This is a genomic window from Paenibacillus sp. JNU01, assembly GCF_059130585.1.
Genome location: NZ_CP169723.1, coordinates 6539099 through 6564918, shown reverse-complemented (window position 1 = coordinate 6564918; position 25820 = coordinate 6539099). Strand labels below are relative to the sequence as shown.

At 46.2% G+C, this 25820-nt stretch carries 24 protein-coding genes; all 24 read right to left on the bottom strand.

What is annotated here, in order from left to right; genetic code table 11:
• Positions 1–103 precede the first annotated feature (103 nt).
• The 24 genes from NLBNIHML_RS28900 to NLBNIHML_RS28785 all read right to left on the bottom strand — a co-directional run bounded on the left by NLBNIHML_RS28900 (position 104) and on the right by NLBNIHML_RS28785 (position 25755).
• The gene (locus NLBNIHML_RS28900) at positions 104–841 is read right to left on the bottom strand and encodes a regulatory protein RecX (protein WP_339302955.1); all 738 of its coding nucleotides are present in this window, start codon (positions 839–841) and stop codon (positions 104–106) included.
• 274 nt (positions 842–1115) lie between these two features.
• On the bottom strand, positions 1116–2180 hold the full coding sequence (gene recA / locus NLBNIHML_RS28895; RefSeq protein ID WP_062833851.1) for a recombinase RecA: 1065 nt from the start codon (positions 2178–2180) through the stop codon (positions 1116–1118).
• A gap of 245 nt (positions 2181–2425) precedes the next feature.
• On the bottom strand, positions 2426–3682 hold the full coding sequence (locus tag NLBNIHML_RS28890; protein ID WP_339302956.1) for a competence/damage-inducible protein A: 1257 nt from the start codon (positions 3680–3682) through the stop codon (positions 2426–2428).
• A gap of 108 nt (positions 3683–3790) precedes the next feature.
• Positions 3791–4378: a CDP-diacylglycerol--glycerol-3-phosphate 3-phosphatidyltransferase gene (pgsA, locus tag NLBNIHML_RS28885; protein WP_062833849.1), complete on the bottom strand. Its 588-nt coding sequence runs from the start codon at positions 4376–4378 to the stop codon at positions 3791–3793.
• A 320-nt stretch (positions 4379–4698) separates the two neighbouring features.
• Positions 4699–5190: a YajQ family cyclic di-GMP-binding protein gene (locus NLBNIHML_RS28880; protein WP_253433904.1), complete on the bottom strand. Its 492-nt coding sequence runs from the start codon at positions 5188–5190 to the stop codon at positions 4699–4701.
• A gap of 154 nt (positions 5191–5344) precedes the next feature.
• The gene (locus tag NLBNIHML_RS28875; RefSeq protein ID WP_017689116.1) at positions 5345–5515 is read right to left on the bottom strand and encodes a hypothetical protein; all 171 of its coding nucleotides are present in this window, start codon (positions 5513–5515) and stop codon (positions 5345–5347) included.
• Between the two features lie 67 nt (positions 5516–5582).
• Complete coding sequence (locus tag NLBNIHML_RS28870; protein ID WP_494353325.1) at positions 5583–6656, bottom strand: helix-turn-helix domain-containing protein; 1074 nt, start codon at positions 6654–6656, stop codon at positions 5583–5585.
• A gap of 66 nt (positions 6657–6722) precedes the next feature.
• Positions 6723–7490, bottom strand: coding sequence for a DUF3388 domain-containing protein (locus NLBNIHML_RS28865; RefSeq protein WP_036609270.1), 768 nt, complete (start codon positions 7488–7490; stop codon positions 6723–6725).
• A 197-nt stretch (positions 7491–7687) separates the two neighbouring features.
• On the bottom strand, positions 7688–7951 hold the full coding sequence (locus tag NLBNIHML_RS28860) for a DUF3243 domain-containing protein (protein WP_017689119.1): 264 nt from the start codon (positions 7949–7951) through the stop codon (positions 7688–7690).
• 163 nt (positions 7952–8114) lie between these two features.
• Positions 8115–8885: an elongation factor P 5-aminopentanone reductase gene (gene ymfI, locus NLBNIHML_RS28855; protein ID WP_253433898.1), complete on the bottom strand. Its 771-nt coding sequence runs from the start codon at positions 8883–8885 to the stop codon at positions 8115–8117.
• A 1-nt stretch (position 8886) separates the two neighbouring features.
• Entirely contained in the window at positions 8887–10167 is a 1281-nt protein-coding gene (gene yfmH, locus NLBNIHML_RS28850; RefSeq protein ID WP_472478707.1) for an EF-P 5-aminopentanol modification-associated protein YfmH, read from the bottom strand.
• A gap of 3 nt (positions 10168–10170) precedes the next feature.
• Positions 10171–11451: an EF-P 5-aminopentanol modification-associated protein YfmF gene (gene yfmF / locus NLBNIHML_RS28845; protein ID WP_342572596.1), complete on the bottom strand. Its 1281-nt coding sequence runs from the start codon at positions 11449–11451 to the stop codon at positions 10171–10173.
• Positions 11452–11577: 126 nt separating this feature from the next.
• A complete protein-coding gene (gene sleB / locus NLBNIHML_RS28840; RefSeq protein ID WP_339260469.1) occupies positions 11578–12408 on the bottom strand; it encodes a spore cortex-lytic enzyme in 831 nt (276 codons plus the stop codon).
• A gap of 186 nt (positions 12409–12594) precedes the next feature.
• Positions 12595–15333: an FtsK/SpoIIIE family DNA translocase gene (locus NLBNIHML_RS28835; protein WP_494353324.1), complete on the bottom strand. Its 2739-nt coding sequence runs from the start codon at positions 15331–15333 to the stop codon at positions 12595–12597.
• Between the two features lie 90 nt (positions 15334–15423).
• Complete coding sequence (locus NLBNIHML_RS28830; RefSeq protein WP_036609282.1) at positions 15424–15654, bottom strand: YlzJ-like family protein; 231 nt, start codon at positions 15652–15654, stop codon at positions 15424–15426.
• Positions 15651–16424: a ClpP family protease gene (locus NLBNIHML_RS28825; protein ID WP_339241658.1), complete on the bottom strand. Its 774-nt coding sequence runs from the start codon at positions 16422–16424 to the stop codon at positions 15651–15653. Before NLBNIHML_RS28825 ends, NLBNIHML_RS28830 begins: the two co-directional genes overlap by 4 nt.
• Before the next feature lie 221 nt (positions 16425–16645).
• Positions 16646–18325: a ribonuclease J gene (locus NLBNIHML_RS28820; protein ID WP_062833839.1), complete on the bottom strand. Its 1680-nt coding sequence runs from the start codon at positions 18323–18325 to the stop codon at positions 16646–16648.
• A 476-nt stretch (positions 18326–18801) separates the two neighbouring features.
• Complete coding sequence (gene dapA, locus NLBNIHML_RS28815; RefSeq protein ID WP_339241657.1) at positions 18802–19680, bottom strand: 4-hydroxy-tetrahydrodipicolinate synthase; 879 nt, start codon at positions 19678–19680, stop codon at positions 18802–18804.
• Positions 19681–19727: 47 nt separating this feature from the next.
• Positions 19728–20945, bottom strand: a complete 1218-nt coding sequence (gene dapG / locus NLBNIHML_RS28810) for an aspartate kinase (protein ID WP_494353323.1) — start codon at positions 20943–20945, stop codon at positions 19728–19730.
• 375 nt (positions 20946–21320) lie between these two features.
• Positions 21321–21917 carry a dipicolinate synthase subunit B gene (locus NLBNIHML_RS28805; protein WP_062833836.1) on the bottom strand — a complete coding sequence of 199 codons (597 nt, stop codon included), beginning with the start codon at positions 21915–21917 and terminating at the stop codon, positions 21321–21323.
• Positions 21914–22813 (bottom strand): dipicolinate synthase subunit DpsA, encoded by a 900-nt coding sequence (gene dpsA / locus NLBNIHML_RS28800; RefSeq protein WP_339302964.1) that lies wholly within the window; start codon positions 22811–22813, stop codon positions 21914–21916. Before dpsA ends, NLBNIHML_RS28805 begins: the two co-directional genes overlap by 4 nt.
• Before the next feature lie 157 nt (positions 22814–22970).
• Positions 22971–23417, bottom strand: a complete 447-nt coding sequence (dut, locus tag NLBNIHML_RS28795) for a dUTP diphosphatase (RefSeq protein ID WP_339241652.1) — start codon at positions 23415–23417, stop codon at positions 22971–22973.
• Positions 23377–24660, bottom strand: a complete 1284-nt coding sequence (locus NLBNIHML_RS28790) for a M16 family metallopeptidase (RefSeq protein ID WP_076326816.1) — start codon at positions 24658–24660, stop codon at positions 23377–23379. Before NLBNIHML_RS28790 ends, dut begins: the two co-directional genes overlap by 41 nt.
• A gap of 99 nt (positions 24661–24759) precedes the next feature.
• The gene (locus tag NLBNIHML_RS28785; RefSeq protein ID WP_494353322.1) at positions 24760–25755 is read right to left on the bottom strand and encodes a polysaccharide deacetylase family protein; all 996 of its coding nucleotides are present in this window, start codon (positions 25753–25755) and stop codon (positions 24760–24762) included.
• Between the last annotated feature and the right edge of the window lie 65 nt (positions 25756–25820).

The window sequence follows — 25820 nt, the reverse complement described above, 5'->3', positions numbered from 1 at the left end:
TTTTGGAAGGAAAAAGGGTTGTCCATTTCTTACAGACTCATGTCCATTTTAGTATTTGACGAAAGAAATTGTCAAGAGAATGCAGTATAGAGACTCTAGTCTGCTAATCCCATAACAACGCTTCGTCATCTTCGGCGTCTTCAGCCTCATCTTCTTCAATTAAACAATTCACGACCCGGCGCACCATATCCATTGAAAAACCACGTCTCATTAAGAAGGGAAGCGTTTTATTTTTCTTCTCTTTGACGTCCCCTTTGACCTGATTCCATTTTTTTCGTCCGGCACTCAATGCAGTCTCAAATTCCGCATCCGCACTGACACCTTCCAGCGCTTCAACAATAAGATCATTGGCAATGCCCTTTTGACGGAGCTCTTGCCTTATCCACAGTTTTCCCTTCCGCTTGCCCTCCATACGCTGTCTTGTCCATTCCTTCGCAAATAGGTCATCATCCACCAAATTCTCGCGCTCAAGTCGATCCAGCGTCTCTTCAATTAAAGGAGCAGCAAACTCTTTTTGACGAAGTTTCTGACTCAACTCATGTCGTGTACGCGGCTTATGCTCCAAAAAACGCAGAGACTGTGTATACGTCCGCTGTCGCTCGTCAGCTACAATGATTTCTTCCAGATCCTTCTTCATAAACGAATTGCCTTGAGTCATCCTGTATTTAATCATTACATCTTCAAGAACCGTTATGGAGTGGATGCCAAAAGTGATTCGATAACGAGCTTGCCTGTGCTTTGTCCGTTCTACACGTGTAATTATAAGTTCTTCGTTGTCCGGAAATTGGGATAGGCCATCCTGTTCTGCTTCTTCATATAAATCCTCGTCATGTTGATCCATTCAGGTCTCCCCTTTCACATCATTTTTATTCTGACTACGTCAAGCACATCTTCACATAAAGAATGCTAATACAAAAGGCCGGGAACTCAGCCCGGCCTTTATCTACACAGTAGCGTGCCAACAGCCCCTGTCCACTGGGACAGGGGCTGTTGGACAGCAAGAGCAGTCCCACTACAATCAACTTATCCAGATTGATCCAAGCTCAATCAGATAAGTTTATGGAGCCCAGTGGGAAACACCCTCAGGGCCTCCCAGTAAGGGAGGCTTTGAGAGATTACTCGTTGATTTCAAACAATTCTTGTTCTTCTTCTGCTTCTTTTTGTTGCTCTTCACTCGTTGGCGCAGGAACTGCGGTAGTCAAGTTACTAGCTACCCGAATTTTTTGTTCAATGATTTCAGCAATATCTTTATGCTCTTTCATGAACTGCTTCGCGTTCTCACGGCCTTGTCCTAAACGCTCACCTTCGTAAGAGTACCAAGCACCACTTTTATTAACGATGTCCAGCTCAGTACCAATATCAATGATACTGCCTTCTCTCGAAATACCCTCACCATACATGATATCCACTTCCGCTTGTTTAAACGGAGGTGCCACTTTGTTTTTCACAACTTTAATACGAGTACGGTTACCAATCATGTCATTGCCTGATTTGATACTCTCAATACGACGTACATCCAGACGTACCGTAGAATAAAACTTCAGAGCACGACCCCCAGGTGTTGTTTCCGGGTTACCAAACATAACGCCGACTTTCTCACGAAGCTGGTTGATGAAGATTGCGATTGTTTTGGATTTGCTGATTGCACCAGACAATTTACGCAACGCCTGAGACATCAAACGCGCTTGCAAACCAACGTGTGAATCACCCATTTCGCCTTCAATCTCTGCTTTTGGAACCAATGCAGCTACAGAGTCAATAACGACGATATCTACTGCACCACTGCGTACAAGAGCTTCTGCAATTTCCAGCCCTTGCTCACCCGTATCTGGCTGAGATAGAAGCAATTCGTCAATGTTAACGCCCAATTTACTTGCATATTGAGGATCAAGAGCATGCTCAGCATCGATAAAGGCTGCTTGTCCACCAACACGTTGTACTTCAGCAATCGCATGCAATGCGACAGTTGTTTTACCTGAAGATTCAGGTCCATATATTTCAACAATACGGCCTTTAGGCAAGCCGCCTGTTCCTAATGCAATATCCAAAGCCAAGGAACCACTGGGAATAATTTCCACATTCATATGAGTGGACTCACCCAGTTTCATGATGGATCCTTTACCAAATTGCTTCTCTATTTGACGGAGCGCCATATCAAGCGCGGCACGACGGTCTGACAATAAGCTCACACCCTTTACTGTTTATAAGATAATGATACCTTGTTTTAACACGTTTGCCAAGCTTTTTTTCGAACATACATTCGTTTTTTTTTTGTAAAGGCCGAGGCGCCTCTTCCTCAAAGAAACTTTCCATTAAACAGAAAAAAGAACCGTAAACAAGGCTGTAAAGCCTAATTCTGCGGTTCTTCCGTCTTCCTTAATTATACTTCTTTAGAGCTTCAAATGCAATCGAAGCTATTAACTAATCAATCCATCGCCACAAGTTTTTGCCATAGGCGATAGAGAATCGCTTTGGCTGAACGAATGCGGACAGTCTCGCGATTACCATTAATACGCAGCTCATGAATTTCCGTCTCTTTTCCACGTTCAGCCAGAGCGATGAAGACAAGTCCGGGTGGCTTGCGTTCCGAATATCCCGGTCCAGCTACACCGGTAACAGCCAAGCCAAAATCAGCATCGCCAATCATGCGAATCTGCTCAGCAAGCACTTTTGCAACCTCAGGACTTACCGCTCCAGGTGCATCTTCACCTTCCAGATAATCATGAGGCACATTCAGCAGCTTTTCCTTAATCTCATTGGAGTAACATACGATTCCACCTTTGAGCATTGAGGCACTTCCCGGTACAGAAGTCAAACTTTGCATGACAAGACCTCCTGTACAGCTCTCAGCAGCGCTAAGCGTCAGCCCCATGTCAGACATCATGGTTACAATTGTGTACTCTATAGGCACATCCTCATTCGCGTAGAGATGTTCTGTCAAACGCTCCCGAATCTGAACCTCCATCGCATCCAGCTTCAGCTTCGCCTCTCCTTCACTCGCAGCCTTAGTGGAGACACGTACCGTAACTTCGCCTTCGCTCGCGTAAGGAGCAATTGTAGGGTCTGTCTGCGCGTCAATCAGATCCAGCAGTCGATCCTCCAGAGCAGATTCACCGATACCTGCGAATTTGAGCATTCGGGAATAGATCGGCATTTCTTCTGTAAGCACATGCTGGAACAGCCAAGGCTTGACTTCCTGTTCGAACATTGGAATTAGCTCTTTGGGTGGTCCAGGCATCACAACATAATGTTTATCATTATCAGAAATCGCATTTCCTGCCGCAAGACCCGTTTCATTGGCCAGAGGTGTCCCACCCTCAATAACAATTGCCTGACGTCGGTTATTCTCTGTCATGTCCACATTACGATCTCTGAAAAAGCTCTCAATTTTATCCATCGCCATTCGATCCGTATGCAGTTTTCGGTTAAGAACAGCTGCGAGCGCATCCTTGGTCAGATCATCTTGAGTGGGTCCGATGCCACCGGAAAATAAAATAACGTCAGCACGGCCCTGTGCAATGCGAATAGCTTCACTAAGTCGGTTCAGGTTATCCCCAACCACCGTTTGGAAATATACATCGATCCCCATCGCAGCCAATTCACGGGATAGGTATCTGGCATTGGTATTGACGATTTGTCCAAGCAGTAGCTCTGTGCCAACTGCAATGATTTCTGCCTTCATTGAGCATCCTCCTGTACATGTGGTGAGTGATCAAAGGGCAATAGGATAATTTCCTATTGCCCCTGACCCAATGCTTCCTTCATGATTACCCATTTTTAGAACCAACTATTATGCTTTTGTTAAATGAAGCAGGTTTTTGTTTTTGATAAAGTAATCGATACCCGACCAGATGGTAATAAGCGCTGCTGCCCATACTGCGATAATATCGACGTGAATACCCGTGTATGAGAACGGGAAATTGTTCAACAGCAACAACACAATTGCCACAATCTGCACTACCGTCTTCAGCTTGCCCCAGGCACTCGCAGCAACAACCGAACCATCCAGCAATGCGATTTGGCGCAAGCCGGTAACTGCAAATTCACGACTAATAATAACCACTGCAATCCAAGAATCCAGCTTGCCCATCTCCACGAGCGAGATCAAAACTGCAGTAACCAACAGCTTGTCTGCGAGCGGATCAAGCAGTTTTCCCAGATTGGTAACCATGTTATTTTTCCGCGCAAGGTATCCGTCGATTCCATCTGTGCTTGCGGCGATGATAAAAATAACAGCAGCAATCAGTTGATTATACGGAAGCGAAAAGCTTCCAAGCTGCAACGGCTCTGGATAAAATGGAAAATCCACGAGCAGGAACACCATCAAAAAAGGGATTAAGCAAATTCGTGCAAGCGTAATCCGGTTGGGTAAATTCACAAGACGCCCTCCCTCATATCCTCCATTACTCCAAACAATCATCATAATCCCGTTATCATCATCCGGAACATGAAATGTACAGTTTCAATGTCAATCCATATTAACATGATCCCACTATGTAGAAACGCAAAAAATAAAGTCAACCGCTCAAAAGCAAAACCGCTTTAAACGTTCCGGTGACTTCCAGAAGATGTACTGCTTTTCACAAAGTCAGCAAACGATGAGGACTGGACTTGATGCATGACTGCCAGCAATGCACACTTAGTATAATATACGCCTAATACCATGTCAAAAAACACTTCTGCTACAAGAAGGTCTTATTACTTGAAATTTGTATATTGCAAATCCAGAGGCAGGTTGGCACCATTTAACAGCTGCATGACTGCTTGCAAATCATTTTTACTCTTACCCGTTACCCGTAGCTGGTCTCCCTGAATCTGACTCTTCACTTTCAACTTGGAATCCCGAATCAGAATATTGATTTTTTTGGCGATGTCCTGATCAATCCCCTGTTTAAAATTCAAGCGCTGGCGGACAGTACCAGAAGATGCTGGCTCTACCTTTGCGTAATCAATGTTTTTCAATGGTAGACCACGCTTCGCCATTTTGGATTGAAGTACGTCAATGACAGCCTTAAGTTTGGTCTCATCATCAGATACGATTGTTAACGCATCCTTATCCAGTTTCAGGCTGCTCTTGCTGCCCTTGAAGTCATAACGAGTGCCAATTTCCTTCTCGGTTTGTGTAACAGCATTTGTCAGTTCCTGCAAGTCCATTTTGGACACGATATCAAATGAATTTTCTGAACTCAAAACAGTCACCCTTTCAGTTAATCATATGTTCTGTAACATTATAGAGGATACCCCAAGCAAAAGTCTAATTTCAAGATGTTCTATACAAAGAAAAAAGCATTTTTGGCTTCCACCTGAAGTGGCTGCCAAAAATGCTTACTGGTCCAGCTTCCAACTAATAGCGGCTGCGGTTGGGCTGTCTGAACATATCGAGCACACCCAAAAGCACATGTGCAAGTCCAAACCCCAATATTCCGTAACCCCAAGCACTTGGAGTCAGATAATAACCCAGGAGGCTGACAATGATCCCTAAACCCGTTACGATCCAGCTGACTGTCACAGCCATCCACCTCACTTCACCAAAAGTTAACTGCAAGTTAAGACACAGTTATTGTCTCCTGCAGTTGACCGGGTTATTCGCTACCAGTGGTACCCTCTGTACTGTCCGTTGAACCATTTTCAGCACCTGTGGAAGTAGCAGTATTGCCAGTGTCTTCACCAAGCTTCAAACGGATCCGATTGGTTGCCTTACCATCCGTTACAACTTGCCCGCCAACCTCAATCGTGGTCGCTGCAGCGTAACCGGACTTAATGTACATGCCTGCACTATCCAGCTCAAAAGTATAGCTGTCGCCTTCGGCTGTGTTACCATACTCCAACTTCTCTCCGCTGGAGTTCTCGCCCTTGTATACTTCCAGCCAGCTATGACCTGTGGCTTTGATCGTAACCGTTACAGGTTTGCCTGCACTTCCGTTAACTTTAAAGTTCGTAATATTGCCTGACTTCCCATCTTCTGCAACCGTTACAGCAGACGATGAATTATCTGTCGGTTCTTCCTGATTTTCTCCCGTCTGACCGTCTGTTTGGCCATCAGTTTGGCCATCAGTTTGACCATCAGTTTGACCATCCGTCTGTCCTTCCGTGTCTGTTCCGCCACCGTTACCGCCAGCGTCGCCTTCACCCTTACCATCAGTGCCTGAGTCTGTTGCAGGCGGATTAGATGCCTGTCCGTTATCGGCAGGCTGATCCGGTTTATCTTCAGGCTGTTGTTGACTGTCTGTAATTTTGACCGAATCAAGTCCTTGATTATCCGTTTCATCACCATTGTTATACACCACGTATACATACAACAGTACTACGATCAAAACAGGGAATGTCCACATCAGTGCGACAGACATCCATCGATTACTACGCTCAACCGGACGGCTGGAACGCTTCTGTATTACCGGTTCCATCGTTGCTTCCGCCTCTTCTGCCGGTACGTCTTTTTTGTGTCCCTCCAGCAGCTCATCAGGGTTCAGTCCAACGGTCTCCGCATAGGTTTTAATGAAAGCACGCACATAGAAGCTACCCGGCAGCACTTTATAGTCTCCTGCTTCTATGGCCTCCAGATACCTCTTGCGAATTTTTGTCATTTCCTGTACATCGTCAAGACTCATCCCTTTTTGCAGCCGGGCCTCTCTTAACTGCTGACCCAGTTCAGACATGCCATCTCCTCCTTATGTTTATCTCATGAGTTGTTGCTAATCTATTCCATGATTCCGTACGGAGCCTTATAGTTCGTCGGTATAGCTTGCCGTAAACGTATCATAAATAATTTCTTCATTTGGAATATTGCGCAATTCAATAATAATATCAAAATCATTAAAATCATATTCGGATTCCTGCACAAAAATATCCGGATGTTCGATAACCTTTGTACTTGGCATCGACATAATATCCTGCAACAAATTGTAATGCCGCTCACTGGAACGAATCGTACTTACAATTCCATCAATGATGAAAACATTGTTCGGGTTCAATTCGTCTTCGGACATTTGACTTCTTATCGTCTGACGAAGAAGTGTGGAGGAAACAAAAGTCCATCGCTTCATCGCACATACGCTGCCCGCAATAATGGACTCCGTTTTACCAACACGAGGCATTCCGCGCAAACCGATGACCTGATTGCCTTCCCTCTTAAATACTTCACCCAAAAAGTCCACAAGTAACCCAAGTTCATCTCGTGTGAAACGAAATGTCTTGCGATCATCCGAGTCACGGTCAATATATCTGCCATGACGCACAGCCAAAATATCCACCAATTTAGGTTGACGCAAAGCCGATACGGTGATGCTGTTGACTTTGCCAAGCATTTCACCAAGCAAACGGATTTTCTCATCATCATCCGATTCAAGTAGCATACCTCGCGTTTTGCCTTCCACACCGTTAATGGTCAATATATTCACTTCAAGCATCCCCAGCATAGAGGCAATATCGCCTAACAAACCGGGTCTGTTCTTATGTATTTTATATTCCATGTACCATTGTTTAGATTCCATTTCAACACCCCGTAATGCATTATTCCACATTATTCGACAGCAACAGAACGTGTCCACTGGACAGCAAACTGAGACATCTTCTAAAAATGGGTCACGTTAATGATATATAAAATGAAAATGAATTACAAGAACAGCTCTGTAATCCGTTTGTAATCATTAGAGAAAAGCCCCCTTGCGGGAGCTCTTCATCTGTAATCTTATGCGTTTTGTTTGGCCAATTTGACCATCAGGCACGCGATCGTACGACGCTCATCTGCATCGCCGACATCCCATAACTCTTTCAATGCCCGGTTGGAATGGTTCGCCGGATCGACTTTCTCATCAAGGAAATCGCCGATTTCATACGCAAGTTTGTTGATGGTTTCTTCACTCATCCCCATCTTCTCTGCTTGCAGTACGCGGTCACCCAGGAACTTCTTCCATGTGTCAAAGCTGGAGAGCACTGTTTTTTCTGTTGACATGATAAATCCTCCTTAGATGACGCATGAGATTTAAAATCAACAGTTGTAATATGTGCTTTCGAAGCATTTTATATACGAGCATTTTGAAAATAATCCGGAAGACGGATGCTTCTCGGCCAACCTTCACTTGTTTCGTTCATAGCAACTCAAGTTTACTTGCTGCTTACGTTAACCAACCGCCATTTGGACTGATAATCTGCCCATTGATATACCCCGATTCAGGGAGGGCCAGAAAATAAACCAGTGATGAGATTTCATCAGGTTGAGCAAGTCTTCCTGCCGGAATTTCCTCTTCCAGCATCTTCAGTTCACTCTGATCCAGATGGTTCAACATGGATGTCTGAACGGCGCCAGGAGCCACAGCATTTACGGTTACTCCGGAAGGTGCGAGTTCTTTTGCAAGTGCCTTGGTGAATGCATTCACCCCGCCCTTGGTTGTGGAATACAGCACCTCGCAAGAGGCACCAGACAGCCCCCAGATCGACGATACATTAATGATTCGACCATACCTTTGGGAGATCATGTGAGGCATCATTTCCTGTGTACACATAAACGTGCCTTTGAGATTAATGGCCATCACTTCATCCCAGATCTCCTCTGTAACATCAGACAACATCCCATAGTGCGAGATTCCTGCATTGTTCACGAGGATATCTGGCATGAGATTGTGTGACTCCAGCTTCTCACGCATACGTTCAATCTGTTCCCGGCTGCGAAGATCCGCAGACACCGTCATGATTCTCCCACTGCCCTGTTCCATGCACCGTCTGGCAGCTTCATTCGCTGCCTCATGCGATTTCATATAGTGTATAACAACATTCATTCCCACTCTGGCGAAACGTTCTGCGATAGCGGCTCCGATGCCACCGCTTGCTCCAGTCACCAGTACAGTCATTTCCCCAATTGCCTTCAATTGTCCTGTTCCCCTCTCCATATCAAGGACTCACGACTAGCGATACAGCCAGTTGATCCCAGCGAATATGCTCTCTCAGTCTGAAATTTACATCTTCCAGTGTAATCGATTCATAGAGCGGAAGCATATTGAAGAAATCACCGCCACGGAATTGCTGACGTGTAAATTCATGCGCAATGTTCTCCGGAGAATTGAGCATACGCAAATATCCGCCTATTTTCTTTTTGCGTGCACGTTCAAAATCCGTGGATTCGAACCCCTTTTCTACAATGGCATCCACTTCTTCACGTATACGTGCCAGCAGTTGATCCGGATCTTTCGTGTCACCACCAATAGCTGAAAACGCATATTGCGGCGAACTGTTATACTCATGTCCAAAGCTGTCCGAGATCAGATCTTCATCATAGAGCTTCTGAAATAATCGTGTGCTTGAACCAAACAAAAGATCCATCATCAGCTGCGTTGTCATATCCCGCCGCAACAATTTTTCTCCAGTAAGTCCAATGTCCGTCTCCTTGAATCCAAAGAGACATTTTGGCAGTGAAACAGCCAGTTTTGCTTCCCGTCTGGCTTCTCCTACTTGCTCTGGCTCCGGTTCGAAGAAACGTTCGATACTCCCCTGTGGCTTATAATCCTTCTGTTCTTGGTTCGAACGAACCATATCAATCACTTCCTGTGGATCTACACCACCTACCACGAATAAGAGCATATTACTGGGGTGATAGAAGGTGTTATAGCACTCATACAACATCTCTTTGGTAATCGTACGAATGGATTCCACCGTTCCTGCAATATCGATATGCACCGGATGTTTCTGATACATGGCTTCGATCAATCCAAAATAAACTCGCCAATCCGGATTGTCAGCATACATATCAATTTCCTGCCCAATAATGCCTTTTTCCTTTTCCACATTTTGATCCGTAAAGTAAGGATTTTGCACAAAGTCAACTAATGTTTGTATATTTTCATTCACATATTCGGTCGCTGAAAACAAATAAACCGTCTGATCGAAGCTCGTAAATGCGTTAGCTGAGGCACCGTGAGACGCAAATGTTGCAAAAATATCGCCTGTGGGTTCTTCAAACATTTTGTGTTCCAGAAAATGGGCAATTCCATCCGGAACCTTGACTGCTTCCTGTCCCTCAACCTGAAAATGATTATCCACCGATCCATACTTGGTTGCAAACGTAGCATACGTTTTCTGGAATCCCGGTTTAGGCAAAATATAGACATGCAGTCCGTTATCCATTACTTCGTAATATAGTGTCTCCTGCAAATGTTCATACCGAATGCTCTCCACCGACTATTCCTCCTTCTCGTCCCGCAAGAAATAAATCGTATCCAGACGGAACTGTTCTGCCGCCTCACGAACATCTTCCTTGCTAATATGTTCTACCTGAGCTAGCAGTTCTTCAGCCGTTCTCTCTTTGCCAGACAACTGTCGATTGAAATCATAAGCGATCATCTCAAAAGCAGAATCCTGCATCTCCTTAAGCAGGTTACGAATCATTGCTTTGGTCTGGGACATTTCCAGATCACTGATTGTACCGCTTTTCATTTCCTCCAGCTGCTGCTTGATGATGGTGACAGCCTTCTCATAATTAGGGATTTCAATTCCGGATTGAATCGTGGCAATGCCCTTATGTCCGTCATATCGCGAAGAAGCGTAATACGCCAGGCTTTCTTTTTCACGAACATTAACAAACAGTTTGGAATGAGGATACCCACCGAGAATCCCGTTGTACATGAGTGCCGCTGCATACTGAGGATCTCCATAAGTAATCGATGTACGGAGTCCCATATTGAGTTTTCCCTGACTCACATTCAGTCGCTCAACAACGGTCTCTACTTCCTTATCTCCTCGAACCGCGGCCTGTGTCTGGTAATCGGAGGAGGACGTTCGATCTACATTGAAATGACGCTGAACAAGGTTCTCCACCTCCTCCAGTGTCGTATCCCCTACCACATACAGATCCATACTCGCCTGTTGCAGCCACTCCTGATAAGACGCAGTCAGTATGTCAGGCTCAATCCCGGGCAGATCCTTTCGCTCACCCAGGGGGTGAAGACGGTACGGCTCGTTCTTGCACATTTCCTCGATACTGCGTTCAGCGGCATACCGCATTTTATCATTAACGATGGACTCCAGCTTTTTCCGAACCGTCTCTCGCTCTGCTTGTACATACGACGTCCTGAAATGTCCATTCTCCTGTGCAGGTCGGGTAAGAACCTCTCCCAGGAAGGCAAATGACCGATCCAGCAGCTGCTCATCGCCTCCAACAAAGGAGTCATTAATGGTATCCATCCGAAACTGTACTATCTGATAATCCCCGCGTTTATAGACGTCAAAACCAAAACCGGCTCCATACAGATGCTCCAGCTGTTCACGAAATTGCGTTGTTTCCGGATAGGACTCCGTCCCCCGTCGTAGTACAAAAGGTGTCAGCGCTACTTTGGTTACTGTATCTTCTCGTAAGGGAACGCCTGCATATAGCGATATAGCAAACGTTTTGAAACGTTTAGTCGGAAGCACATGTATACGAAACTCTCTCTTGCTGCCTCGTTCGAATCCTGATGTATTCAAATGTCAAAACCCCTTTACGGCGTCATTTGTCATGCAATCGTATTACGCTAAATGTAACAACCATTTTAACCCATTCAAAAGGCAAGAAGCAACCGAAGTCACGCCTTCTGGTTGCTTCCAACATCATCACATACAAAAAATATGCTGCCCGATTGTTTTCACCTGTGGACGGGTCCAGATCCATTTGGATGTTGCTGTCTTGGGATTAAAATAATAGAGACAACCACCGGATGGGTCCCAGCCATTCAGGGCCTGCTCAACTGCCTTCTTGGCTTGTGCGTTTGGTTCTAGATAGATCTGTCCGTCCGCTACAGCTGTAAATGCACCGGGTTGAAAAATTACCCCTGAGGGTGTACTCGGAAAGCTTGGGGATTTTACGCGATTCAGAATAACTGCCGCTACTGCGACTTGACCTTCAAACGGTTCACCCCGGGCTTCACCATATACGGCGTTAGCCATAATCTTGAGTTCATTCTCGGAGAGACCGAGTGCATTGGCAGATCCCATATTGTCTTGCTCTTTATCTGCCGTATTGTTGTTGCTTCCTCCACCCCCACCTGAGGATTCCTTGTGTAGCGGCGGTTCTGTTGGCGACCATTTGGTTGACGCATTGTACAGCTTGAGCTTGGTTTCAGCTCCAACCACCCCATCTGCCTTCATGCCAAACTCGGATTGAAACCATTTGACGGATTTCAGTGTGCTGCTGCCAAAATTACTGTCGATTTTACCATTGTAAAATCCCAGATACTTCAGACGTCCCTGAAGCTCATATACATCCTGACCGTAACTTCCATATTTCACTGTATTGCTGCTAAACGTAGGCAAGGCCTTTTCTTCTACCTGCGGTGTACGCTCGGCTGAACTTTCCGTTGCTGTATTCCCAGGAAGCAAATAACGGATTCCCAATGCGGATATCAGCAAAATAGCAGTGAAAAGCCATAGGTTCATTTTTCGCATCGACTGTGCTCTACCTTTCTCTTGTGGGATTAACAGAATCGCTAAGGTTATTATGACAAGCCTGCTTGTTTCCTATGCACCAAATCATCCGATCTTTGGAGTAGATGGCAAAACTTCAGTCTGCAGAGCATACAAAAAGCCCCCAACCAATAGGTTGAGGGCTTAAACGACCGATGCTCCAAGTCACTATGAGCTTATTTTATTCTGTTGATACTGTTCAAGTGATACCAGCACTTCCCGTGGTTTGCTACCCTCGTAAGGACCGATGACCCCCCGGGCTTCCATGGAGTCAATTAAACGCGCCGCACGTGTGTAACCAACCCGCATACGACGTTGCAATAGGGAGACTGACGCTTGTTTTGCCTCCAAAATAATCTGTACCGCTTGCTCATATAACTCATCCTGTACTTCATCTGCCGCCTGAATGGAATCATCCACTTCAGGTACAATGGACTCATCATACTGCGCTTCACCTTGACCCCGTACATAGTTTACAATATTCTCGACTTCTTCATCGCTCATAAAGGCACCTTGTACACGAACCGGTTTGGATGCACCCATAGGCATGAACAACATGTCTCCACGACCCAACAGCTTCTCAGCCCCACCCATATCCAGAATCGTTCGGGAATCCACTTGTGAAGATACGCCGAAGGCAATTCGCGATGGAATGTTGGCCTTGATTACCCCGGTAATAACGTCAACAGACGGACGTTGTGTGGCAATAATCAGATGGATTCCGGCTGCACGAGCCATTTGAGCGAGTCTTGCAATGGCATCCTCGACATCTCCGGCTGCAACCATCATGAGATCTGCAAGCTCATCCACAATGACAACAATATAAGGCAGAACAGCCGCAGGATTGTCTTTCATCAGATTGTTGTAACCCTCGACGTTACGTGTACCTGATTTGGAGAACAGTTCATATCGTTTCTCCATCTCGACCACAATCTTTTTGAGAGCAAGTGACGCTCGTTTGGGATCAGTTACAACTGGCGCCATCAGATGAGGAATGCCGTTATATACGTTCAACTCAACCATCTTGGGATCGACCATCAGGAACTTCACTTCATCCGGCTTTGCTTTGTACAATATGCTGGTAATAATTCCGTTAATACACACAGACTTACCGGAACCTGTCGCACCCGCGACCAGCAAATGGGGCATGCGAGCCAAGTTACCAATGATTGTCTGTCCGGAAATATCCCGGCCAAATGCAATGGTCACTTTGGATTCTGCATCCTGGAATGTTGCCGTCTCCATTACTTCACGCATCGTTACAACCGACACCTCGCCATTAGGAACCTCGATACCTATAGCGGACTTCCCGGGAATCGGCGCTTCCATCCGAATATCTTTTGCAGCCAGAGCCAACGCAATGTCATCAGTCAGACTGACAATTCTGCTGACCTTGACACCGATATCAGGCTGAATTTCATATCTTGTAACAGCAGGACCCCGAACCACTTCAAGTACTTTGGCACGAACACCGAAGCTTTCCAGTGTAGCTTCCAGCTTACGCGCTGTCTGCATATAATCCTTCTGGTCGCCTGCCTTACCCGCATTGTTAGGCTTGGCAAGAAGACGGAAGGATGGCAGCTTGTACGGCTTCGGAGGAGGGGGTGGTGGTTTCACTGGTTGTGTGTCCTGCCCTTCAGGAGTTGGAGTATCTGCTCCCAACATTGCATCATTAGGCACTTCTTCTCCACTCTGAAGCCCATCCTCAGCATTCAGCTCGTCCATACCTGCACCGGATGCTGACCACTCTGTCTCTACAAGTTCATCCGTTATTTTAATGTCATGTTCGCCCTGTTGAACTACGTTTGGATCAGCGAGATCATCAGGGAAAGGATAAGCATCGTCCAAATCATCTTCAATGCCTGCATCTTCGGCTCTGACATGCTCAAAAAAGTCTCGAATGATCGGCGCTGAGTTAGGTTTGGCCTGAACCGGAACATGTGATGAAGCTGATTTGTTCGCTACGTCTTCGGTTGCATCCTGCCACGTCTCTACATTGTGATCTTGCTCGGCGCGGTATACAACCTGTTCTGTTTCAACTGAATCGACCTCATCCATTTCACGTCCTGATGTCTCTTGCTCTCGATTAGCTCCCCATTTTCCAAAAAGCTGAAAGAATATTGGGGCTTTTCGTTTTGGCAAATGTTGTTCCTCTAATTCATCCTCGTACTCGTCTTCATCATCTTCAACAGGGACAGGTACCACTTTACGAGCGTTACCTTTTTTCCTTCCATCAGAAGTTACAGCTGATCGTGCAGAAGACCGCGATTCCATCTTCTTGTACATCGAACTCCCGGCATCCCAAATCTTGGTTCGGAATATTCGAATCAGATCCACATAAGATAGACTCGTAATCAACATAAAACTGATGACAAACATGACAATCATGATGAGTCTCGCACCCAGACTGCCGAACAGCCACAGGAAAAGAGCGAATTGCCCAGCTCCGAGATAACCACCGCTGATATCCTTGTTAAGCATGGAGTCCCTCTCCCCTGGTACAACAGGGGTTAACAACTCGGTTTGCATATCATTATGTACCTGTGTAATCACAGCACCAGGCTCAAGCGCACCAACCGGAATGAGCTTCTGGTGCATTGCGGAGACGGTACTCATCAGGGTTAAGGCAAAGACCAGCAATACCAGTCCTGTTTTGCGTGTGGTCCAGCCACTCGGCCATTTCCGGTGAATCATCACCATGAGACCATAATAAATACCAACAAGCGGAATCGCAAAATAAAACTTACCAAGCATCAGTCCGAACATCTTGGAAAGCGAACGTCCAACGGTGGCTTCACCCGATAATGCTATGACAGCAAGGGTAATAAGCACAATTCCGTAAATTTCATATTTTAAAACGCCACTAAAACCAGCGCCCTTTTTTTTCCTCTTTTTTCTTCTGGCCAAAATCAGGTCACCCCCAGAAGAATATTATACCATACAAATATAATCCGTACATATGTTCTTTTTCTGCTCAATTTGTCTGAATTCGTCGCGTTATGCTGATCCCAAGTTACCCGAAAGCGGAATGGTCGAACCGGGCATATTGGCAGGATTAAGATAGGCTTCGAGTGGACAATCCAGCAAACGTACAATAACGGCTTCATTGTCATTTACAGGCCTCACCTGCATTAATAAACCATTCATCTTGATTTCTCTTGTATCTTCGCCCTCTTTCCACATTCCTGACCAGAGTTGTTCAGGGGGCATCACTGTATATAACGTCATTGGGTATAACCTCCCGCTTGCAGCGTCTGTCTCTTGTCTCCTATGAGCTGATTTAACTGAGCAATAGCTTGTCCAATTCCGCCTACCGCATCCATCAATCCATATTTCACTGCATCCGCGCTTCCTACAGCTGTGCCGATGTCCCGGTTCAACTCACCGGTCTTAAACATCAGTTCTTTGAACATCTCTTCCGAGATATTCGAATGAGACGTCACGAACCGTACAACCCGCTCCTGCATTTTCTCCATATACTCAAACGTCTGAGGTACACCAATGACAAGGCCGTTCATCCGTATGGGATGGATTGTCATCGTTGCACTTCCGGCAATCAGAGAATACGTTGAAGCTACAGCAATCGGCACTCCAATGCTATGTCCGCCTCCAATGACCACAGTGACCGTAGGTTTGCTTAGAGAAGCAATCATCTCTGCAATGGCCAGACCGGCCTCTACATCTCCACCTACCGTGTTCAAAATGATGAGTATACCTTCAATACGCTGATTCTGCTCTGCAGCCACCAGCTGTGGAATGATATGCTCATACTTTGTTGTTTTATTTTGTGGCGGCAAAATCAGATGCCCTTCGACCTGTCCAATAATGGTCATACAGAAAATATTTGATTCACCTGCCGGCGACTGTGTCTGCCCGAATTGCTGAATCGTCTCTGTCACGGGCGAGATGTTCTTGTCCTCTTGAATCGGAATCTCTGGCGCTTCAACTTCCGGTTGATTGGATTTTGACGCCTGCTTGCCATTCATACGTTCATTCATTTCATTAATCCCCTTCTCCAGAAACATTTAATGTATTCCTTAGTATGGGGATTTTTCCAGCCGCCTTATACCCGCTACATCCAAATTGCTTACATATTGACCATATTGCGGATCTTCCTGAAAAACGCAAAAAAAGCCCCTTCTCTACGAGGAACCGTCCAATATTACTCGTAGAGAAGGGGCGACTGTGTGCCTGAATATATGTTTTTGTTTAGCCTATTTTAAACTTCCATAATGATTGGCAAAATCATCGGTCTACGACGAGTTTGCTCATACAGGAAGCGTCCCAAAGCATCTTTAACATTTGTTTTGAGTGAAGCCCACTCGTTAACGTTCTCACTCATCAACTTCTGCAATGTGCTGCTAACGATCCGGTTGGCCTCATCAAGAAGTCCTTCCGATTCACGTACATACACAAATCCGCGAGAGATGATGTCAGGACCGGAAACAATTTTTCCATCCTGTTTGCTCAGTGTTACCACGACAACAAGGATACCATCTTGTGACAACAATTTGCGGTCACGCAGTACAATGTTACCCACATCGCCTACACCCAAGCCGTCGATCAATACGTTACCTGCAGTGACTTTACCTGCTCTACGTGCTGCTCCACCTTGAATTTCAATCACTTCACCGATGTCCGTGATGAAAATGTTTTCCGGTTCAACGCCTACAGATTCAGCAAGAACCGCGTGGCGACGCTGCATACGGAATTCACCGTGAATTGGCAAGAAGAATTTCGGTTTCATCAGGTTGAGCATCAGTTTCAACTCTTCCTGGCTACCGTGACCAGATACGTGAACACCACTGTTAGCACCGCTGTAATGCACGTTAGCGCCCAGACGGAACAGTTCATCAATCGTACGGCCTACATATTTTTCGTTACCTGGAACCGGTGTTGCAGCGATAATGACAGTGTCGCCTGGCAGGATGTCCACTTTACGGTGCGTGGAACGAGCCATACGTGTCAGTGCTGACATTGGCTCTCCTTGACTTCCTGTGCAGAGAATCACGACACGATCTGCAGCCATCTTGCCTACTTCTTCAGGTTCAATGATCATGCCATCCGGAATCTCAAGGTAACCCAGTTCAGAAGCAATACCCACCACATTCACCATGCTGCGTCCAATAACTGCAACTTTACGTCCAGTCACTTCTGCAGCATTGATCACCTGTTGGATACGGTGTACGTTGGAAGCAAATGTCGCTACGACAACACGTTGACTTGCTTTACGGAAGATATCTTCCAGAACGATACCCACATTTTTCTCCGATGGTGTGAATCCAGGTTTCTCAGCGTTCGTACTGTCAGACAAAAGCGCAAGCACGCCATTTGTTCCGATCTGTGCCATACGCTGAAGATCTGCATATTGACCATTGACTGGCGTGTGGTCGAATTTGAAGTCACCTGTGTGAACAACTGCACCTTCCGGTGTTTCGACACATACACCAACAGAATCCGGAATACTATGATTAGTAGCGAAGAACGAAGCTTTCAATGCAGTTCCAAGTTGAATCTCGGAATCCGCATCAATCAGAATACGTTTTGTTTCACCTAGCAAATTCGCTTCTTTCAACTTGTTCTCTACAAGTCCAAGCGTAAGTCTTGTTCCGTATACAGGAACATTCAGATGTTTGAGAACATATGGCAGACCACCAATGTGATCCTCATGTCCGTGAGTAAGGATAATTCCTCTTACTTTGTCACGGTTCTCAGTCAGGTAAGAAATGTCAGGGATGACAATATCAATACCAAGCATATCTTCTTCAGGGAATTTCAGACCAGCATCTACGACTACAATGTCGTTGGCGTATTGGATGACGTACATGTTTTTACCAATCTCGCCTACGCCGCCCAAAGCAAAAATCATCAGTTTATCGTTATTATTTTTCTTAGACAAATGAATCTAAACCTCCTATGGTAGTTGGACGTCGTACCTTATTATTTATTGTAAGTTAAGAAAAGTAGTCCATACATCACATGCCCATCTATTGGGATGAATGCAAAAGAACACCTTTATTCACGATATTTGGAAGAAGTTCTTCGAAGTTATTCCCTTTTACCAACAAGTTGGAGTTGAAAATTCCCTCTTAGCCGTTCCTTCCTTTTTCACCGCAAAGCCACACCACGAAACGATGTCGCTTTCAATTTCAAAAAAATACCGCACCCAGTCACTTGACATCATTATACATGATTAAAAACAAAAAAAACAAGTCACTCTCTCGTTAACCTGTAGGTTTCCCCTTAGCAATGGAAAAGAAACCTCACATTACTCGTAAAAAAAGAACCGCTGCCTCTATGAAGAGGAGCGGTTCTTTTCCTGATCTGAAGATATTCCCATGATTAATAAAATAGTTCCATATACAACCAAAATGTTTACAAATTAAGCAGACCTTTGATATACACCTGCTCCTCTTCCGTTGGCGGAATAAGAGGCAAACGTACAGAGCCAACGTTCAAACCACGCAATGTCAGTGCATATTTTACCGCTACCGGGTTCGGTAGAGGCTGTGGACACTCGAACAGGCCTTTAAACACAGGGAACAGCTGTTGATGAATCTGAGCGGCCTGAAGAGGTGCACCGCCATAGAAGGCGTCAATCATTTTCTTCATTTCTGCCCCTACGACATGACTCGCCACGCTGACAATTCCATGTGCTCCAACCGCAATCGCCGGCAAGCCTGAAGCATCGTCACCGGAATAGACTCTGAAATGTTCTGGAGCACTTGCTGCAATCAGCGTAACCTGCTCTGTAGAGGCACATTCCTTCGTAGCGACGATATTCGGGATTTCTGCAAGACGAAGCGTTGTTGCTGCTGACAGGCTGGTTACTGTACGCCCAGGCACGTTGTACAGCATAATTGGCAGCTTGGTAGAGCCAGCAATCGCTTCAAAATGTCTGAACAAGCCTTCTTGGCTTGGTTTGTTGTAATACGGAACAACCAACAATATGCCATCCACTCCGGCACGTTCAGCTTCCTGTGTCAAATGGATGGAATGTGCCGTGTTATTGCTTCCCGTTCCGGCTATAATTTTGCACCGGCCGGCTGCATGTTTCACTGCAAATTCGAATAATTGAACTTTCTCAGTATCACTAAGTGTTGGAGACTCCCCTGTTGTTCCGGAAACTACGAGCGTCTCCGACTTTTGATCTACAATCAGATAGTCGATTAGACGTGCCGTTTCCTCCCAATGAATCTCTCCTTGTTCATTGAACGGAGTGACCATTGCTGTAATCAATCTTCCAAAGTCCAATTCGATTCCTCCTTCAAAACAGGTTTGGCTCCTCTAACTTCAGTTATTTACAAATGAAGTTCGAATGAGGCGTGAAGTGCCCTCAGGGCCTGAACCATATCTTCTTTTTTTACGAGTACCCAGATCGTTGTATTCGAATCTGCTGATTGCAGGATCTGAATGTCAGCCAGTGTCAAGGACTCGACGATTCGAGCCATAATTCCGGGTACACCATTAATGCCTCCGCCGATGACGGACACTTTGGCACAACCGGACAGGCTTTGTGGCTTGAGACCTATCTCCTGCAATACTTGTATGGCTTTCTCGGAATCACTGTCAAAAACCGTATAGACAACTCCCGAGGGGGTAACATTAATAAAATCAACGCTGATCGAATTCTCAGCCATGGTTTTGAACACTTTTAGTTGCAGCCGATCTGCACCACCAGGTACATCCACCGTAATTTGCGTGACATTGCTCACGTAGGCGATACCTGTTACATAACGGTCAACAATGCCTGTCTGCACATCCCGAAATCCTTCCGGATGCGTGACCAGCGTTCCTTCCGTGTCTGCAAAAGTAGATCTTACCCGCACTGGAATCTGGGATTGCATGGCAATCTCGACCGCACGTGGATGGATTACCTTGGCCCCGTGGTGGGCCATATTACAGATCTCGGCATAACTCACAACAGTCAGCGGACGCGCATCTTCAACAATTCGCGGATCGGCTGTGAGTATCCCGTTCACATCGGTGTAGATATCCACCATTTCAGCACGTAACGCTGCACCAAGCGCTGTCGCAGATGTATCACTTCCCCCACGACCCAATGTCGTGAAGTCTCCATTCTCCGTCTGCCCCTGGAATCCGGTTACAATAACGACACGCCCGAGCTGCAGCTGCTCCAACACACGAACAGGACGGACATCCAATATCCGGGCATTCCCGAAATTGTCGTCCGTCACAAAACCTGCTTGTGCACCGGTCAGCACTGTAGTTGGAATGCCTTCATGTTCGAGTAAACTGCTCAAAGTTGTCGCCGATATGATTTCACCACAGCACAGCAGTAAATCCTTTTCGCGTGCGGATAGTGCGTTTCCGTTCTGTGCAGCCCAGTCCAGCAACGTATCGGTCGCATATGGCTCGCCTCGGCGTCCCATCGCAGACACAACAATGACTATACTCAATCCTGCCTCAAGTTCACGTTTAACGTGACGGAGCACATGCTCTCTCGCCTGAACAGTGGAGAGAGACGTGCCTCCGAATTTCTGTACCATGATACGCATCTTTATTCCTCCATTTGTGTACGCAAGAAGACTGGACACGGGTCAAATCAACAAATGGATCACTCTAGGGAGCGTTCTGATGCGATAATTTCAGCATTTTATACGGCATTCCATGCCACTCTTTGTTTTTTGTAATTGTCTTAGACAATCACAACTCAAAGGTGGCGGTTGTTATCGAGATCCTGACGCATACATTCACAATAGACCTCTCCCGCTTGCTTAACCTTTACTGCCCGCAAGCAGGAATGCCTTATAGACAGGAACGTGGACACAAGTAGCTGTTCAATCCAGCATATCGTCCCCCATGATTTTCTTTGTCTCTCAAACCCTTCATTTCTCCAAGCGCATAAACGTTGTCACCGAATCATTGATCTCTTAAGCTTGTGAAGAACGCTCCACAATCATCGGCTGCAACTGTTTGCCCTCAAGGGCACTCCAGCAAGCCTCTGGAATCAATTCCATTTTGGCGACTAACGAGTTTGGTTTCTTCACTGGATCGTCCTGCCCAAATGGCACAAAATACAAGTATTTGGCCACGAGCAATTTGGCGATATTCGCAGCATTCAAGCCCAGACCGTCATTCGTGGAAATGGCAAGTACAAGCGGACGCTGATTGCGCATCTGCGCTTTGGCTGCCATCAGCACTGGACTGTCGGTCATCGCATTAGCCAGCTTGCTTGTTGTATTCCCTGTGCATGGAGCAATCACCAGCACATCAAGCAGCTTGGAAGGCCCTAATGGCTCCGCTTCAACAATTGTAGAAATGATATCATTACCTGTTATATCTTTCAACTGTTTTTGCCAATTTTGCGCCGTACCGAAGCGTGTATCGGTCGTCAGCACCGAATTCGAAATAATCGGAATGACATTGGCACCTTCAGCCACGAAGCGGCTAATAACCGGCATAACCTCTTCAAACGTACAATGAGAACCCGTAATTGCATAACCTACCGTTTTTCCCTGCCAGTTCATGATTTAACCTCCCGTGCGTTCTGTTCTTCCAAAAGTAAACGGATCAACGCGTCGGCAATAATGCCGCCAGCCGTTTTGGGAGCAACAATGCCGGGGAGGCCAGGCGCAAGTAGCGCTTTGATACCGCGTTTGTCTGCATACCTGAAATCACAGCCGCCAGGAGCGGATGCAAGGTCGATAATAACAGCCTTTTGCGGCATTCTGGACAGGATTTGTGCTGTGATTATCATAGTCGGTATCGTATTAAAAAGCAAGTCAACTTCCCCGGTTTGAGCGGCCAAATCCGTTGTCATGAAAGGCTTCCAGCCCATTATTGTAGCGCGGGCAGCATCCTCTTCCCGCCTGATTCCCACCCGTACATTTGCTCCAAGTCCCTGCAGTGTTTTGGCCATTGTGAATCCTGTTCGACCAAGGCCAAGCACAATGCATTCCGAACCATGGATTGTGAAGTCCGTCTCCCGAATAGCTATGGCGATGGCTCCCTCAGCTGTTGGAATGGAGTTGTACAGTGCAATATCATCACGATCAAGTACTTCAACAAGTCGCAGCCCATTTTCAAGACAAAGTTCGCGCAAAAATGGCTTAGCCATACCTGTGAACACAATACAATGCTCCGGTAATGCTGCAATATGTTCCTTTTTCAAATAGATCGGCGTGTCACTAAATGAAGTACTCACTTTTCCCTGGTCATCGCAACCGACAACAGGCAGTACCAGTACATCTGCGGAAGCAAATACTTCGTCCTCCAGTTCCTGATGCTCAATCCCCGGAATGGAACGCTCTATTTTATCGAAACCCACCACACTTACCGTTGCATCCAGCTCTGCGCACTTTTGAATGACTTCAAGCTGCCGCGCATCTCCGCCCAGGACTACAATCCGGACTCCGGTCAGCATCGGGACGTCACTCCTTTCACCACATGTATGCCTTATCGTATGCAGGGGCCCACAGCGGGGTGAAAACAATAATTGCATTCAACCGTCCGTTTCTCAAATGTAAAAAAGAGCCGCCCCTGTCAGGGACGACTCTAAAGAATGGGTATATATACGCTGTTTATTTCCCGGTATGACCAAATCCACCTTCGCCACGTACCGTTTCTGAAAGTTCCGTCACTTCCGTCAATTCAACCGCAGGCACCGTCTGGAAGACGATCTGTGCGATGCGCTCTCCCCGTACAATCGTGAACGGTTCCTGACCCAGATTGATCAACAGTACTTTGACTTCTCCGCGATAGTCCGCATCAATGGTACCCGGTGTGTTGAGGCAGGTAATTCCATGTTTGAAAGCCAGTCCGCTCCGAGGACGAATCTGTGCTTCCAATCCAGCCGGCATTGCCATTGCCAGTCCTGTTGGAATCAGCGTACGCTGACCCGGCTGCAATACAACATCTTCCTGAAGTGCAGCTACGACATCAAAGCCGGATGCCAGCTCCGACATTTTTTGAGGCAGTTTAATATCTTCATTGCCCGGCAGTTTCTGTATTTGAACGTAATGCAACAAAATCATCCCTTCTCAATCCAGCGATCGTCTTATCTGAAGCGCCAACCATGGCAAGTGCAAAAGGCTCAGCAAACATCAGATCAAGCACCGCGTTAATATCGTCCATGGTTACTTGCTCAATTTTGGTGATCATCTCATCTAGCGTATGGTGTCTGCCCAGCATCAGCTCGTTTTTACCCAGACGGTTCATGCGACTGCCTGTGCTTTCCAAGCTGAGAATCAGGCTTCCCTTCAGCTGTTCTTTTCCTTTGCGGAGTTCATCTTCGGACAAGCCGTTTACAGCCAGGTCGCCTAGAACCTCTTTGGTGAGGTCGAGCACTTCTTTCGTCTGTTTCGGCGCTGTACCCGCGTATATCGTGAACAGTCCGCTGTCTGCATGAGAACTATGATAGGAATACACGGAGTATGCAAGTCCCCGTTTCTCACGAATTTCCTGGAACAGTCTGGAGCTCATGCCTCCACCAATAGCGTTATTCAGAACAACCATAGCGAATTGAAGCGGATCTCCAATTTTACAGCCTGGGAACGAGATACAGATATGATTCTGCTCCGTTTTCTTTTTGTGGAAGAGCTGTCCGCTTTGGAACGCCGGCATCGTCACTGCTTCTGTTACTCCATTAACATCAAAAGCACCAAAATGCTTCTCCATCAGATCAATTACACTGTCGTCAATATTACCCGCAATACTAATGACCGTGTTCTCAATTGTGTAGTGCTCCTTCATATATGCACGCAGATGGCTGGAATCCATCGCTTTGAGACGTTCTTCCGTACCCAGGATAGGGTATGCGAGCGGATGCTCACCATAAGCGGCCAAGGCCATCAGATCATGAACCATATCATCAGGCGTATCTTCATACATTGAGATTTCTTCCAGGATGACGTTTTTCTCCTTGATCAATTCACCATCATCCATTTTGGAACGGAAAAACATATCAGATAACACATCAACGGCAATCGGTAAATGTTCATCCAACACTTTTGCATAATAACACGTGTATTCTTTGGAAGTGAACGCATTCACGTTACCACCAATCGCATCGAACTGTTCCGCAATCGCCTTGGCATCATAACGATCTGTTCCCTTAAATAACATGTGTTCAATAAAATGTGATACTCCGTTACTTGCAGGTTGCTCATTACGCGAACCTGTCTTGACCCATATTCCGAAAGACACAGAACGGCAGGTCGGTATCTGTTCCATGACAACTCTGAGGCCATTGCCCAGCTGAATTTTTTTCATGGTTGGCCCTCCTACATCTCTATAATTGCCTTGATCTCAACCTTGAAATTGAAATCGACATTTGGTTCCAACTTTTTGATATTAACAAAAAAACAACGTTCACTCAACCGCAGGGGTATTTACACGCTCCGAAGACAACGTCTCACTTACCGTTCCGAGCACGAGACCTTTGGCCCGAATGGATTGAATCATACCCTTTAAAGCTCCCGAAGAAGCAGCTGTAGGGTGCATTAGAATTAACGTGCCTGCTTCGGTATTTTTCGCAATTTTGGCAACAACGGCATCCGGGCTTGGTTTACGCCAATCTACAGTATCTACTGTCCATAACACGGTCTGCAATCCCATGGAAGAAGCAATATCAACGGTCTTCTGATTAAAGTCACCTGAAGGCGGAGCAAACCAGCGATTCTCTACCCCCAGTGTTTTATGGAGCAGATCCTGCGTTTTACTAATTTCCAGCTTGGCTCGTTCTGCGCTCAATCGACTCATATTCGGGTGAGAATACGCATGATTGGACAGCTCATGCCCTCGTTTCTGAATTTCCTTGGCCAGTTCAACGTTTTTGCTTAACCAACTTCCATCCAGAAAAAAAGTGGCTTTCACTTTCTCTGCATCGAGCGTATCCAGCATCGGTATGATATATTCGTTCCCCCACGCGACATTAATCATAAAAGAAACCATCGGTTTGTTCGCATTTCCCCGATAGATCGGATGTGCACCCAAATCTTTAAGCTGAATCGCCGGTTCAATCTGACGGTAGATATAAGCAATTTTGGTATTCAACGTTCCACTCAGTGCCTTACGGTATGTCGCTTCCACATCAATCTCCATGCCATTATAGCCAGGAATCGCTTTCCATACCCGATCTACCCTGGCATTTACCGGAGCAATTTTTGTCTCAGCCGCTTTATCCCGAATCGCCGACAACAGCGCATCTTCTCCCGTTGCTTCCTTGAACATGTCAAAAGCATTTTGCGTACCTGGCCCATCACGGATCTCCGTAATGTATGTACGTACACTGCCAACTTGTCCGATCAACATGACCGCAGTCACACCTGCCAGAACAGCCGCCAGCTTTTTGGATTGGTTTCCCACAGCTCCATCCTCCCGCCGTCTTTGTCCCCATCATATGAAGACAAGGGCAGGAATATGAATACTAA

Excerpts from the sequence above, each read along its gene's own strand:
- sleB (WP_339260469.1), bottom strand. The coding sequence starts at position 12,408 with ATGCGAAAAATGAACCTATGGCTTTTCACTGCTATTTTGCTGATATCC.
- NLBNIHML_RS28900 (WP_339302955.1), bottom strand. The coding sequence starts at position 841 with ATGGATCAACATGACGAGGATTTATATGAAGAAGCAGAACAGGATGGC.
- NLBNIHML_RS28790 (WP_076326816.1), bottom strand. The coding sequence starts at position 24,660 with ATGAAAAAAATTCAGCTGGGCAATGGCCTCAGAGTTGTCATGGAACAG.
- NLBNIHML_RS28870 (WP_494353325.1), bottom strand. The coding sequence starts at position 6,656 with ATGTCTGAACTGGGTCAGCAGTTAAGAGAGGCCCGGCTGCAAAAAGGG.
- dpsA (WP_339302964.1), bottom strand. The coding sequence starts at position 22,813 with ATGCTGACCGGAGTCCGGATTGTAGTCCTGGGCGGAGATGCGCGGCAG.
- NLBNIHML_RS28875 (WP_017689116.1), bottom strand. The coding sequence starts at position 5,515 with ATGGCTGTGACAGTCAGCTGGATCGTAACGGGTTTAGGGATCATTGTC.
- NLBNIHML_RS28890 (WP_339302956.1), bottom strand. The coding sequence starts at position 3,682 with ATGAAGGCAGAAATCATTGCAGTTGGCACAGAGCTACTGCTTGGACAA.
- NLBNIHML_RS28860 (WP_017689119.1), bottom strand. The coding sequence starts at position 7,951 with ATGTCAACAGAAAAAACAGTGCTCTCCAGCTTTGACACATGGAAGAAG.
- dapG (WP_494353323.1), bottom strand. The coding sequence starts at position 20,945 with ATGCGTATCATGGTACAGAAATTCGGAGGCACGTCTCTCTCCACTGTT.
- NLBNIHML_RS28805 (WP_062833836.1), bottom strand. The coding sequence starts at position 21,917 with ATGAACTGGCAGGGAAAAACGGTAGGTTATGCAATTACGGGTTCTCAT.
- NLBNIHML_RS28865 (WP_036609270.1), bottom strand. The coding sequence starts at position 7,490 with ATGGAATCTAAACAATGGTACATGGAATATAAAATACATAAGAACAGA.
- NLBNIHML_RS28830 (WP_036609282.1), bottom strand. The coding sequence starts at position 15,654 with ATGACGTTATATACAGTGATGCCCCCTGAACAACTCTGGTCAGGAATG.
- ymfI (WP_253433898.1), bottom strand. The coding sequence starts at position 8,885 with ATGGAGAGGGGAACAGGACAATTGAAGGCAATTGGGGAAATGACTGTA.
- NLBNIHML_RS28825 (WP_339241658.1), bottom strand. The coding sequence starts at position 16,424 with ATGAATGAACGTATGAATGGCAAGCAGGCGTCAAAATCCAATCAACCG.